This window comes from Luteibacter sp. SG786, from assembly GCF_011759605.1.
In the GTDB taxonomy this organism is placed as follows: domain Bacteria; phylum Pseudomonadota; class Gammaproteobacteria; order Xanthomonadales; family Rhodanobacteraceae; genus Luteibacter.
Window position 1 is genome coordinate 110,920 of record NZ_JAAOYX010000002.1, and the last position, 11,386, is coordinate 122,305.

The window sequence follows — 11,386 nt, forward strand, 5'->3', positions numbered from 1 at the left end:
ACATGAAATGAACGCATCGCAGAAAGTCGCCCTCGTCACCGGTGCTACCCGCGGCATTGGCCACGAGACCGTCCGTCAGCTTGCCGAAGCCGGTGTGACCACGTTGCTTGCCGGGCGCGATTCGACGCGTACCCAGGCCGCCGCGGACAAGCTCAAGGCCGAAGGCCTGCCCGTCGAGGCGATCACGCTGGATGTCACGGACAGCGACACGATCCAGAAAGCCGCTGCCGAAGTGAAGGCACGGTTCGGCAAGCTCGACATCCTGGTGAACAATGCCGGCATTGCCGTGGACGATCTCACCAAGGCGCCGTCCGAGCAGTCGCTGGACGTATGGCGCGAAACGTTCGACACCAACCTGTTCGGTGTGGTGGAAGTGACCAAGGCCTTCCTTCCGTTGCTGAAGGCCGCACCGGCAGCCCGCATCGTCAACGTGTCGAGCATGTTGGGCTCGCTGACGCTGCATGTGGACCCGACTTCGCCGATCTACAGCTTCAAGGTGCCGGCCTACGACGCCTCCAAGAGCGCACTCAACTCATGGACCGTGCACCTTGCCTACGAATTGCGCGACACGCCGATCAAGGTCAACGCCGTTCATCCGGGTTACGTACAGACCGACATGAACCGCGGAGAAGGCGAGATCGACGTGCCGACGGGCGCGAAGACCAGCGTCGAGATGGCACTCATCGGTGCCGACGGCGCGACGGGCAGCTTCACCTACCTCGGCAAGACGCTGCCCTGGTAATCCACCCCGGGCCGTTCATCGGAGCGGCCCGTTTCCGGCGACAGCGCCGGATCCGAGCGCGAGGCCCGGCCCGTTTCCTTATGACCCGCCAGGCGCCGCAGGAATCGCGCGTCGTGGTCGCTGGTCACGCTGAAGTCGAACCAGTGGTCACTGGAGACGATTTCCCAGAGGCTCTCGACGCGGGCGCCCGGTAACAGGAAGTGACGCCTCGGCGGCAGATGGGTGTAATCGTCGTTCGGTGTCACCGTGACCATGCAGGCGCGGCTGCCTTCGTTGGAGATGACAAGACGAAGGAGTCCATCCAGGCCGCCGGTTGCCAGACGAACTTCAGGCTGGGCACGGCGGGCGTGCTCGGCCGCCGTGGGCTGGCTGCCGGCAAACCGGCGAAGGAAGCCGTTCGGCCCTGTCACGGAGAGATCGTAGGCGTTACCGCTGTAGAGACTGTTCCATGAGTCGGCGAGCGATTTGCCGGCTTCCACCGTGTAGGCCCACGGACCGTCTGCCCTCGCGGACGAGAACACGTGGAAGAAGGCCGCGCTTTCGCCCTCGTTGATGAATTCCAGACGATAGCGGCCCGCCGCAACATCCACCCTGCCCTGCACGTCCAATGCATAAGGCAGCGGCCGCGCAGGCCGTTGTCCCGGCTCCTGCTGCGGCATGCGCTGGTCGGAGGGCGGCGTCGGGCGAAGCTCGTCATGGGCTTTCTGGTCGGGCACATAACCGCTCGTGCCCGGCAGGCGCGGTGTGTCGGCGTCGTGCCGCGAAAAGTCGAAGGCGCGGGTGAGGTCGCCGCACACGGCGCGACGCCACGCCGATATGTTCGGCTCGCGCACACCGAAGCGCCGTTCCAGGAAGCGGATGATCGAGGTGTGGTCGTAGGTTTCCGAACAGACCCAGCCACCCTTGCTCCACGGCGACACGACCAGCATCGGCACGCGAACACCGAGGCCATACACGCCGGCGGCGAAGCCGTTGCCACCCGGATAAAGCTCGCCGTCCGTGCTCACCGTGGACAAGCCCTGATCGCGCGACGACGGCGCATACGGGGGCACCACATGATCGAAGAAGCCGTCGTTCTCGTCATAGGTGACGAAGAGTGCCGTCTTGCTCCACACCTCGGGATTGGCGGTCAGCGCCTCGAGAACGCCGTCGAGGTACCAGGCGCCATAGTTGGCAGGCCAGCTCGGATGTTCGGTGTATGCCTCCGGCGCCGCGATCCACGAGACCTGCGGCAGCCGCCCCGCGACCACGTCGTCGCGGAGAATGGCGAACGGCGATTGCCCCTTGGCGATCTCCGTGCCCGTGCGGGCCTTCTCGTACAGCGCATCGCCCGGCTGGGCATTGCGGTAGTTGTCGAAATACAGCAGCGAATTGTCGCCGTAATTGCCGATGTACGGGTTCGATGTCCAGCCCCAGCCGCCCGCGGCATCCAGACCCGTGCCGATGTCCTGATAAATCTTCCACGACACACCCGCCTGCTCCAGGCGCTCGGGATAGGTTGTCCAGCCGTAGCCTTTCTCCGCGTTGTCCAGCACCGGGCCCGCGCCCTTGCCGTCGTTGCCCGCGTAGCCGCTCCACATGTAGTAGCGGTTCGGGTCGGTGGAGGAAAGCATGCTGCAGTGGTACGCGTCGCAGATGGTGAACGCATCGGCCAGCGCATAGTGGAATGGGATGTCTTCGCGCGTGAGGTACGCCATCGTGGTGGTGCCCTTGGCTTGCACCCACCCGTCGTATCGCCCGCCGTTCATGGCGGCGTGCGTGTCGTTCCAACCGTGCGGAAGGTCCTCGAGGAACTGCAGGCCGAGGTCGTCGGCCTCCGGGCGGAACGGCAGAAGATAATCGTCCGGCGAAGCCGCATAGGGTTGCTTCCAGACCGGCTGTCCGCTCGCCAGGGTGAAGGGCCGGGGATCCCCGAAGCCACGCACACCCCGCAGCGACCCGAAATAATGATCGAACGAGCGGTTCTCCTGCATGAGGATCACCACATGCTCGACGTCGGCAAGCGTGCCCGTGCGCCTCGACGCCGGAATGGATAGGGCTTTCGCGATCGAGGCGGGCACGACCCCGGCCGTGAAGGCGGCGCCTGCGGCGCCGAGTGAAAGCTTCAGGAAGTGGCGCCGGTCTTGAGATGTCATGGTGGCCCTTTGCGTTGCCCTGGGCGACCGAGTGTTGTGCCGTAACATGACAGGTTCGTGCCAGCGCCCCGTCATGCGATGGCATCGTGCCGGTTCTGCGACGGTCGTCGCAGAACCGCTCCGCTCACCACGACCGAAAAAGCAAATTGCTGGCAGCCATCCATGAGGTCGACATCGTGAAAACGTTCGCATTCTTCGCCGCCGGCATGCTGCTGGGAACCGCTGCGCAGGCGACCCCGCTCCCGTCCACCCAGGCCACCACCACGTACCACTACGCGACAGTGGACGGCATCCGCGTGTTCTATCGCGAGGCCGGCCCGAAGGACGCGCCGACACTCGTGCTGCTGCATGGCTTCCCATCGTCGTCGCGGCAGTTCGACACGCTGATGCCCTTGCTTGCGACGCGATACCATCTGATCGCACCGGACTATCCGGGTTTCGGGCACAGCGACGCACCGGACCCGACACGCTATGCCTACACCTTCGACCACCTGGCGAAGACGACCGACGACCTCCTGCAACAGCTGGGCCTGAAGCACTACGCGCTGTACCTGCACGATTACGGCGGCCCGGTCGGCTTCCGCATCATGGTGGCGCATCCGGACCGCGTCGACGCGCTCATCGTGTCGAATGCGAACGCGTACGAGGAAGGTCTCGGCAAGAAATGGACGGCCATTGCCGAGTATTGGAAAGACCCGAAGGCGCATCCGGAGGTGTTCGATTCGTTCGTGTCGCTGAAGGGAGCCGAGCTACGCCACACTCTCGGCACCTCGCATCCGGAACGCTATAACCCCGACAACTGGACGGACGAGTTCGCGCATCTTTCCCAGCCCGGCCAGAGCGATATCCAGGCGTCGCTCCTGTACGACTACCGCACGAATGTCGCGTCGTATCCGGCCTGGCAGGCCTGGCTGCGCACGCACAAGCCACCGACCCTCGTCGTGTGGGGAAAGAACGATCCGTCATTCATCGGTGCGGGCGGTGAAGCATACAAACGCGATCTGCCGGACGCGGAGGTACACCTGCTCGATGCCGGTCATTTCCCATGGGACGAGCAGGTGGACACCATCGCGCAACTCGTGCAGACCTTCCTCGACAAGCACCTGACGCGCCGGTGATACGGCGCTACCGCCGTGGCGCTACCAGATGCGAATCCGCTCCGATGGCGCGAGGTACAAGGCACCGCGCCGTACGTCGAAGGCGTCGTACCACGCATCCACGTTGCGCACCGTGGAGAGCCGTACCGCGCCGGGCGGGTGCGCGTCGGATGGCAGCAGGGTGCGGAGATAGGCCTCTCGATAGCTCGTGCGCCACAGTTGCGCCCAGGCGGTGAAGAAGCGGCGGTCAGCCTCGCGACGGCCTTCGCCTGCGGGCGCCGCCTTCGCGGCGAACGCATCGTGCGCCGCCAGCAGGCCAGTCAGGTCGGCCAGCGACTCGCCCAGCACAAGCCGTCCATTCACGTGGTGGCCCGGCAGGGGTTCATAGCCCTCCAGCTGTTTCGCCAATGCGTTGGCCTTTGCCTCGAAGCGCTGTGCGTCGGTTGTGCTCCATGTGTCGCGCAGGCGTCCGTCGGCATCGTAATGGAGGCCCTGGTCGTCGAAGAGGTGGCTCAGTTCGTGCCCGATGGTGGCGCCGAGGCGTGCGTAGTTCGCCGCCGGATCGGCCGTCGGATCGAACAGCGGCGGCTGCAGCAGGGCGGCGGGGAAAATCACTTCGTTCGCCGCCGCGCTGGCATAGGCATTCGGCACGCTCACGGGCGACTGCCACGTCGTACGGTCGAGAGGCTGCGTCAGGCGTGCGACTGCCTGATCGAAACGCCATGCGGTCAGCCGCGCGACATTCCCTGCGAGGTCGTCTTCCCGGAGCGCGACAGTCGGGGCAGCAGGCCAGGTATCGGGATAACCGATGCTGATGCGGGTGCGCTTCAGTTTGCGGCTCACTTCCGCACGTGCGGACGGCGACAACCACGTGGCCTTGTTCACCCGGGCGGCCAGTGCGATGCGCACGTCATCGGCGATCGCTTGTGCCCGCGCCTTTGCCGCGGGCGGAAAATAATGCTCGACGTACGCACGGCTCAATGTTTCGGGCATAAGGTTGGTCACGAGGTCCACGCCGCGTTTCCACGCCGGCGGTTCCGCGGTCGTGCCACGCAGCGCCCCGCCGTAGTACGCGAGACGGGCTGTGGCGTTTCGCGCATCCACATAGCGGCTGTACGTGTTCATGAGTTTCAACCGGAGGAGGTCGCGCAGCACGTCGAGTGGTGCGGCTGCGACCACCTCGAGTTGCGCCCGCAGAACAGCGGGATGCGCCACGTTCACGCGGTCCGGATGCTCGATACCGAGCGCCGCGAACCATGACGACCAGGCGAAGCCCGGCACGCGCGACGACAGCTCGCCGACCGGGACGGGATGGTACGAACCCACCGCGTCACGCTGGGCTGCGGGCCCGAGCTGCGACTCGGCCAGGCGCGCCTCCAGCCCCAGTACCGCATCTACGCGACCGGCAGCTTCCGACGGCGGAACGCCCGTAGCGGTCAGCATCGCGACAAGGTAAGTGCGATAGGCCTCGCGACGTGCACCGGCCGGACCTTCCGTCGCATGGTAGGCCTCGACGTTGGGCAGGCCGGGGCGGCCTTCGCGCAGGGTGAGAATGGATTGCCCGGGGTGCCCATCGTCTTCTTCGATGATGGGCACGACGATGGCACCTACATCGATCCTCGCCAGTTGGCCGATGGCCGCAGCGAAGGCAGCGCGATCGCCGATCGCGTCGATGCCGGCCAGCCATGCCTGGAGCGGTCGTAGCCCTTGCCGGTCCCGCATCGGCTGGTCCATATAGCTCGCATAGAGGATGCCCATCGGTTCTCTCACGGCCGCGGCTTCCTCCACCAGGAGGCGCGACTGCTCAACGGCCTTGGCCTGCATATCCGGCCACATGCCGATCGACGTGCGATCGGCGGGCACCGGGTGGTCGCGTTCCCAGGCACCGTTCACGTAGCGGTCGAAGTCGTCGCCGGGCGCGGCCTGCGGCTGGGCTGTCTTGGATGGTGCCGCCGACGGAGCCACCGGCACCTCGGGCACGGGCGAGGCGGCGGCCGCCATGCCAAGGAGGCCGGCAAAAAGGACGACAGTGGATTTCATGGGATGCTCCGGGGGAAGCGCTCGGCGCTGGTGCTATCCAAACGCGCCACGACGGCGCATTGGATGTTCACGCCTGCTCATCCAATCGCCGGTCGGCATCCGTTATGCCAGGACCCATGCAGGAGATTCCCATGCTCGACGCCCACTTCCTCGGCAGTGTGATTACCGCCCTCGCCATCCTCATCGTGCTGCACCAGCTGATCCGGCTGGCCATGGTGGCCATGCTGCACCGGACGCTGCGCCAGGGCCTGCAAGCCGGCGTGCCGCTCACCGTGGAACAGTTGGACCGCGCGTTGGGCCGCGTGCCCGCGGCGGAACGCGCGGCAGCCGACCGCCGCAATGGCTGGATACTCGTCGCCATCGGCGTGGCATGTGGCGGCAGCGTTGCCTTGCAAGGCACGCAAGAGGCCATGCGCGTGGCCGCGGGTGCGGCGCTCTTCCCGCTCCTGACCGGCATCGCGCTCGTGCTGCTTTCGCTGCGGGCGAGCCGTGACCGTTGATACCGAACCAGCCGACGACGCGCTGAACCGGCGCGTCATCGCCGGCGATCGCTCTGCCTTCGACGTGCTGGTCGCGCGGCACGAGGCGCGCCTGCGTGGCTTCCTGCGCAAACTGTGCGGGAATGCGGCCATGGCCGACGACCTCGCCCAGGAAAGCTTCGTGCGCGCCTGGCAACGCTGCACGCAGTTCGACGGGAGCGCCAGCGACAGCAGCTATGCCGCGTGGCTCGTACGCATCGGCTGGCGGCTCTTCCTGGACATGGAGCGCCATGAACAGCACTTGCGCCGCAAACACGAGCAGTCGGCCGAGCCGTTCGACGCCGTCGATCCCAATCCGGGCACGCGGATCGATGTGCTCGCCGCATTGGCCACACTGCCCCCGCGTGAACGCGCCTGCATTCTTCTGTGCGACGTGGAAGGCTGGTCGCACACGGAGGCGGCGAAGCTGCTCGATCTTCCGCTGGGTACGCTGAAAAGCATCATCCCACGCGCGCGCGACATCCTGCGCCGCCGCCTCACTCTCGCTCCGGAGACATCGCGATGACATCCGACGACCAGGACCTCGCCCGGCTGCTTGCCGGTGCGGATATCGACACGCCCGACCCGCGCTTCGTCGAGCGCACCCACCGCGTCATCGCCGTGGAAGCACTCGCACGGCTGGAAACCACGAATGCGTGGAAAGCGTGCGTGCGCGATCTCGTCATCGCCACCACCCTCGTCGGCGGCATGGTGGCCGCGTCGCTCGTGCTGCTTCACCATACGAGCGATTCGATGCTGGTGGCGCCCCTGGCACTCGGCATCGCCTTCTGGGCGGTGCTCCACGACTGGTCGCTGCCTTCGTTCGACGGTGCGTCACGCGTGCGCCCCGACGAAGCGAAGCCCCTCAGTGCACTCGCTGCGGCTCGGCCGCCCGGCGACGCGCAAGACTGAGCACCACCGCACCGATCGGCAAGACGCCGCCAAGCACGCACACCACCGGCCAACCGCCGTGATGCCATGCGGCCGCGGCCAGCGACGAGCCCAGTGCACCGCCCACGAACATCGTGGTCATGAACAAGGTGTTCAAACGGCTCTTGTACTCCGGATGCAGGCCGTAGATCAGGTGCTGGTTCGACACCAGTGCGATCTGCACGCCGAAGTCCAGCACGATCACACCGACGACGAGCCCGGCGAGGCTCTGCCACAGTCCGAACACCAGCCACGCCAGCACCGTGGCCGCGGCGCCGAGGGCGATGACCGGTGCCGGACCACGACGGTCCGCCACACGTCCGGCCACGGGTGCCATGGCCACGCCCACCGCGCCGACGATGCCGAAGAGTCCCGCCGACGCCGCGCCGAGATTCAGCGGCGGCTCGGCCAGGCGCAATGCCAGTGTCGTCCAGAACGCGGAGAAGGAAGCGAAGAGCAGTGCCTGGGTAGCCGCGGCACGGCGCAGCACCGGCTCGTTGCGCCAAAGGTGGATGAGCGAACCCAGCAGATCGCCATAACGCAGCTTCCTGGCCGGGTGGTGCGCCGGCAGGCTGCGCGCCATGAGCACGGCGCCCAGCAGCGCGAGCGGCACGGCGACCCAGAACATGGTGCGCCAGCCGGCGACGCTCGACACGATGCCGGCTAGCGTGCGGCTGAGGAGGATGCCCGTGAACAGACCGCTCATGACCGTGCCGATGGCCGCGCCGCGCTTCTCCGGCGCCGAAAGGATCGTCGCGAATGGCACGATCTGCTGCGCCACCGTCGCAGCGGCGCCGACAAGCACGGATGCGACGGCGAGCACCGCAAGACCGGGAGCGAGCGCCATCAGCACCAGCGAGAGCGCGAGAATGCCGAACTGCACGACGATGAGTCGGCGCCGCTCCAGCATGTCGCCGAGCGGCAGCAGGAACAGCAGACCGGCCGCATAACCCAGCTGAGTGAGCGTGGGAATCCAGCCGCTGACTCGTGCGTCGTGCAGTGACGACGACATCACCCCCAGCATGGGCTGGTTGTAATAGATGGATGCCACGGCGAGGCCCGTCGCCAGCGCCATGGCGAAAAGCGTGCCCCGGCCCAGCGCGGAGGCAGGTCTGGTGGAGGAGGACATGGGGGTTCCAGTACGAAGACTGATGCGAATGCTACGCGCCGAACGGCCTTCAGGTCAGCCACACGAAGGTATATCGCTCATTCCCCTTGGGAATAGGCCGCCGCCTCGCCGCAGTTATCGGGCGCCCTTCACCCAGCGTTCCAGATCGGCCACCGAAAGCGGCTTGCCTGCCGGGTGGATTGCGTCGGAAACCGTCGCCTTGGCGACGATCCCGTTGCCGTCGACCAGCATCATGGTCGGATAGATCTTGACGCCAGCCTGCTCCGCCAGTGCCTGCTGATCGGGCAGCACCGGCCAGTTGAAATGACGGGCGCGCGCGAATTCGCGCGCCGCGACGGCATCGTCGAAGGTGAACGCCAGCACGGCGATGTCGGGATGGGCCTTGTGGAACGCGGAAAGGACCGGTGTTTCCGCGATACACGGCGCGCACTGGGCGAAGAAGAAGTTCGCGACGAACGGCTTTCCGCGCAGCGACGCCGAGGCGATCTTCTTTCCGTCGAGCGTTTGCGCACTGAAAGCCGGAAACGGATGGCCCTGAATGGCGAGAGCCGTCGGTCGGGCCTGTTCCGCATGCGCCTTGACGATGTCGGCGTCGCTTTCGAGCTTCAGGACAGCCTTGTGCGCCATCCGGTCCTTCTCGACGCCGAACGGACGGGTGGCCATCGCCGCCTTGAACTGCGCGTACGTGAGCGAGCGACCCGCCTGATCTTCGAACGACACGCGGTAATCGGCCGGGATGGCGAGCTGTTCGAGCAAGGAGGCTGGCGCGGATTCCGTGGTGGAGGCAGCTGCCGGGACGGTCGTTGCGCTGGAACCGAGCCACAGGCCGGCGAGGAGAATGGCGAACACGGTGCACCTTTGGGCTACTTATGTAGCCACTACGCTACACATGTAGCGCGAACGGCACAACCCTCTCTGCCCCTCAGGGCCGGGCGGCCGGCCTCGTCGTGACCACCCATTCGCCGGAAGGGGTCCGGGCGAAGCGAATCTGATACGGACCCGGGGCGAATGCGCGTGTGCCTGTTTCCGCCGGGCCGCCGAGGGTGGTCACGCGATAAACGCCGCTCGTGCCATCAAGCGGCGCGAAGCGCATCGTCATGCCGTGCAGGCCCGCCACGGTCTCCAGGCCACCTCCGATGCACCACATGAGCGCGGCGGCCAGCGCGCCCGTCGACAGCGCCATGCCGGCCATGCCGCGCTGTCGCCATGGCGGCGATGCCATCGCACACGACGGCTCCAGGATGGCATCCATGCGACGACGCAGCGCGGACATAGGCCCAGACATGGTGGAACCCAGGGCGCGGTACTTCGCGGCATGTCGAAGCGCATGGACCAGTGCCTGCGCATAACCGATTCGCGTCGGTTCGTCGGCCCCCCGCAGCGCCATCGCATCGCACAGTTCCTCGCGCGCGGCCGCAAGCATCCGGTGCAATGCACGCAACGGCACGCACCATGGCAGCAGCGCCATCGCGGCGTTCTCTGCCAGAAGCCGCCAGTTGTCCCACCGGGCAGCGTGCGCCTGCTCATGCCGAACAAGCGCCTGCACCACACCGGGTGCGCAGGCCTGCATCATTTCGGGCAGCACGACGACGGGACGGCGATACCCGATCAGCATGGGACCCGGCACGCTCGCCGTTGCGACGGCAGGCCAGGTGACTTCGCTCGGACGAAGGGCTCTACGCAAGCCGGCCGTGCGCCATACCTGGCGTGCGAGACGACACATACCCGCCGCGGCCACGGCCATCCACGCGCAAAACAGACCACGCGCCAGCGTCGCCAGCCATGGCTGAGCAGGCAGCGCATCGGAGAAGACGGCCGTCGTCGCGCCCCAGAGCGCCTGCGCGTTCGGCGTTACGGAGGCATCGCCAAGACAGACGAGCAGAGGCGGAAGCGCCGCCGTGAGCCAAAACGCCGCGGACCCGAATGCGTGACGCACACGTGCCGAGAGCCCGTCCTGTACGCGCGCCAGCGCAGCCGCCATGCCGGTGCCCACCAAGACGCCGCACACGCACCCCGTGAGAACCGTCAGCGCATTCATCAGCGCCGCTTGCGTCCGTTGAGCATGCGATCCAGTTCCGCCAGTTCCTCTTCGTTGAGCAGTGTGCTTCCGGTGAGCGCGGAGACAGGAACGCTGCCCGGCACCTCGAGAACGTCGCGGAACAGATGGGCCAGTGAATCCCCAAGCACGTCCACCTTGCTCCTGGCCGGCGAGAACACGGCGAGCCCGTGCACTTCGGTGCGCAAGACCAGTTCCTTGGCGCGCATGCGGTCGAGCACGGTGCGCGTGGTGGACAAGGCCCAACCGGTGCGAGCGGCAAGCACATCGTGCAGTTCACGCGCGCTTTGCGGGTGCTTTTCCCAGAGGGCTTTCATGACTTCCAATTCGGTGTCGGGGAGAAGCATAGGTGCATCCGCAGCGGGGACGCGGCATGGTACTACACATGTAGCGCGCGAGGCGCGGCCTGCGCTACGCCCCTATCTGACGTTGACCAGATAGAGCAAGTATGCCCCGGACAGGACGGTGACTATCTGACTCAGAACCAGCATCCAGCCCTCTGCGTTCCGCTCCGCGATCAGCCGTTTGCAAATATAGGTCACGCCGGAATCCTGGCCCCACGATTTCCGATACTTGATCACGATCGACCAGCTGACGAACCCCGTCATTCCGATGATCAGGCTGAGCACAGTGGTCAGTTTCATGATGGGTCGCGATCCGGAAGTGAAGGTTCCTCGGGCTATCCGCGGTATATCTTTTTCACTGCGGGTTGTACATCGTAAAAAACTACGGACTTTCT

12 protein-coding genes are annotated in these 11,386 nt (G+C 66.2%); 5 read left to right on the forward strand and 7 right to left on the reverse strand.

The features are described from left to right. The first annotated feature begins 7 nt into the window (after nucleotides 1–7). A complete protein-coding gene (locus FHS47_RS12330) occupies nucleotides 8–742 on the forward strand; it encodes an SDR family oxidoreductase (RefSeq protein ID WP_167028185.1) in 735 nt (244 codons plus the stop codon). Here the strand turns inward: FHS47_RS12330 and FHS47_RS12335 are convergent. Further along, entirely contained in the window at nucleotides 715–2,877 is a 2,163-nt protein-coding gene (locus FHS47_RS12335; RefSeq protein ID WP_167028188.1) for a phospholipase C, phosphocholine-specific, read from the reverse strand. The two genes, FHS47_RS12330 and FHS47_RS12335, sit on opposite strands and share 28 nt — an antisense overlap. Nucleotides 2,878–3,053: 176 nt before the next feature. On the opposite strand from FHS47_RS12335, the gene FHS47_RS12340 reads away from it, so the two are divergent. Next, nucleotides 3,054–3,995 carry an alpha/beta hydrolase gene (locus FHS47_RS12340; RefSeq protein ID WP_208381979.1) on the forward strand — a complete coding sequence of 314 codons (942 nt, stop codon included), beginning with the start codon at nucleotides 3,054–3,056 and terminating at the stop codon, nucleotides 3,993–3,995. A 21-nt stretch (nucleotides 3,996–4,016) separates the two neighbouring features. Here FHS47_RS12340 and FHS47_RS12345 read toward each other — a convergent pair whose 3' ends face one another. Next, complete coding sequence (locus FHS47_RS12345; protein ID WP_167028191.1) at nucleotides 4,017–6,014, reverse strand: M13 family metallopeptidase; 1,998 nt, start codon at nucleotides 6,012–6,014, stop codon at nucleotides 4,017–4,019. A gap of 131 nt (nucleotides 6,015–6,145) precedes the next feature. On the opposite strand from FHS47_RS12345, the gene FHS47_RS12350 reads away from it, so the two are divergent. The 3 genes from FHS47_RS12350 to FHS47_RS12360 are packed head-to-tail and all read left to right on the forward strand — an operon-like array spanning nucleotide 6,146 to nucleotide 7,444. Further along, nucleotides 6,146–6,514 carry a hypothetical protein gene (locus FHS47_RS12350; RefSeq protein ID WP_167028193.1) on the forward strand — a complete coding sequence of 123 codons (369 nt, stop codon included), beginning with the start codon at nucleotides 6,146–6,148 and terminating at the stop codon, nucleotides 6,512–6,514. Continuing rightward, nucleotides 6,504–7,058, forward strand: a complete 555-nt coding sequence (locus FHS47_RS12355) for an RNA polymerase sigma factor (RefSeq protein ID WP_167028195.1) — start codon at nucleotides 6,504–6,506, stop codon at nucleotides 7,056–7,058. The genes FHS47_RS12350 and FHS47_RS12355 overlap by 11 nt, the downstream gene beginning before the upstream one ends. Beyond that, nucleotides 7,055–7,444: a hypothetical protein gene (locus tag FHS47_RS12360; RefSeq protein ID WP_167028197.1), complete on the forward strand. Its 390-nt coding sequence runs from the start codon at nucleotides 7,055–7,057 to the stop codon at nucleotides 7,442–7,444. The genes FHS47_RS12355 and FHS47_RS12360 overlap by 4 nt, the downstream gene beginning before the upstream one ends. Here the strand turns inward: FHS47_RS12360 and FHS47_RS12365 are convergent. The 5 genes from FHS47_RS12365 to FHS47_RS12385 all read right to left on the reverse strand — a co-directional run bounded on the left by FHS47_RS12365 (nucleotide 7,398) and on the right by FHS47_RS12385 (nucleotide 11,291). Next, nucleotides 7,398–8,591 carry an MFS transporter gene (locus FHS47_RS12365; RefSeq protein ID WP_167028200.1) on the reverse strand — a complete coding sequence of 398 codons (1,194 nt, stop codon included), beginning with the start codon at nucleotides 8,589–8,591 and terminating at the stop codon, nucleotides 7,398–7,400. The genes FHS47_RS12360 and FHS47_RS12365 overlap by 47 nt on opposite strands. Before the next feature lie 114 nt (nucleotides 8,592–8,705). Next, nucleotides 8,706–9,440 carry a TlpA disulfide reductase family protein gene (locus FHS47_RS12370; RefSeq protein ID WP_167028203.1) on the reverse strand — a complete coding sequence of 245 codons (735 nt, stop codon included), beginning with the start codon at nucleotides 9,438–9,440 and terminating at the stop codon, nucleotides 8,706–8,708. Between the two features lie 73 nt (nucleotides 9,441–9,513). Next, complete coding sequence (locus FHS47_RS12375; protein WP_167028206.1) at nucleotides 9,514–10,629, reverse strand: M56 family metallopeptidase; 1,116 nt, start codon at nucleotides 10,627–10,629, stop codon at nucleotides 9,514–9,516. Continuing rightward, nucleotides 10,629–10,994: a BlaI/MecI/CopY family transcriptional regulator gene (locus FHS47_RS12380; RefSeq protein WP_167028209.1), complete on the reverse strand. Its 366-nt coding sequence runs from the start codon at nucleotides 10,992–10,994 to the stop codon at nucleotides 10,629–10,631. Before FHS47_RS12380 ends, FHS47_RS12375 begins: the two co-directional genes overlap by 1 nt. Before the next feature lie 72 nt (nucleotides 10,995–11,066). Further along, complete coding sequence (locus FHS47_RS12385; RefSeq protein WP_167028212.1) at nucleotides 11,067–11,291, reverse strand: hypothetical protein; 225 nt, start codon at nucleotides 11,289–11,291, stop codon at nucleotides 11,067–11,069. Nucleotides 11,292–11,386: the final 95 nt, after the last annotated feature.

What these genes read in the sequence shown, in the direction of transcription:
- FHS47_RS12330 (WP_167028185.1), top strand. Translation starts at nt 8, where the DNA reads ATGAACGCATCGCAGAAAGTCGCCCTCGTCACCGGTGCTACCCGCGGC.
- FHS47_RS12335 (WP_167028188.1), bottom strand. Translation starts at nt 2,877, where the DNA reads ATGACATCTCAAGACCGGCGCCACTTCCTGAAGCTTTCACTCGGCGCC.
- FHS47_RS12345 (WP_167028191.1), bottom strand. Translation starts at nt 6,014, where the DNA reads ATGAAATCCACTGTCGTCCTTTTTGCCGGCCTCCTTGGCATGGCGGCC.
- FHS47_RS12350 (WP_167028193.1), top strand. Translation starts at nt 6,146, where the DNA reads ATGCTCGACGCCCACTTCCTCGGCAGTGTGATTACCGCCCTCGCCATC.
- FHS47_RS12360 (WP_167028197.1), top strand. Translation starts at nt 7,055, where the DNA reads ATGACATCCGACGACCAGGACCTCGCCCGGCTGCTTGCCGGTGCGGAT.
- FHS47_RS12365 (WP_167028200.1), bottom strand. Translation starts at nt 8,591, where the DNA reads ATGTCCTCCTCCACCAGACCTGCCTCCGCGCTGGGCCGGGGCACGCTT.
- FHS47_RS12375 (WP_167028206.1), bottom strand. Translation starts at nt 10,629, where the DNA reads ATGAATGCGCTGACGGTTCTCACGGGGTGCGTGTGCGGCGTCTTGGTG.
- FHS47_RS12380 (WP_167028209.1), bottom strand. Translation starts at nt 10,994, where the DNA reads ATGCTTCTCCCCGACACCGAATTGGAAGTCATGAAAGCCCTCTGGGAA.
- FHS47_RS12385 (WP_167028212.1), bottom strand. Translation starts at nt 11,291, where the DNA reads ATGAAACTGACCACTGTGCTCAGCCTGATCATCGGAATGACGGGGTTC.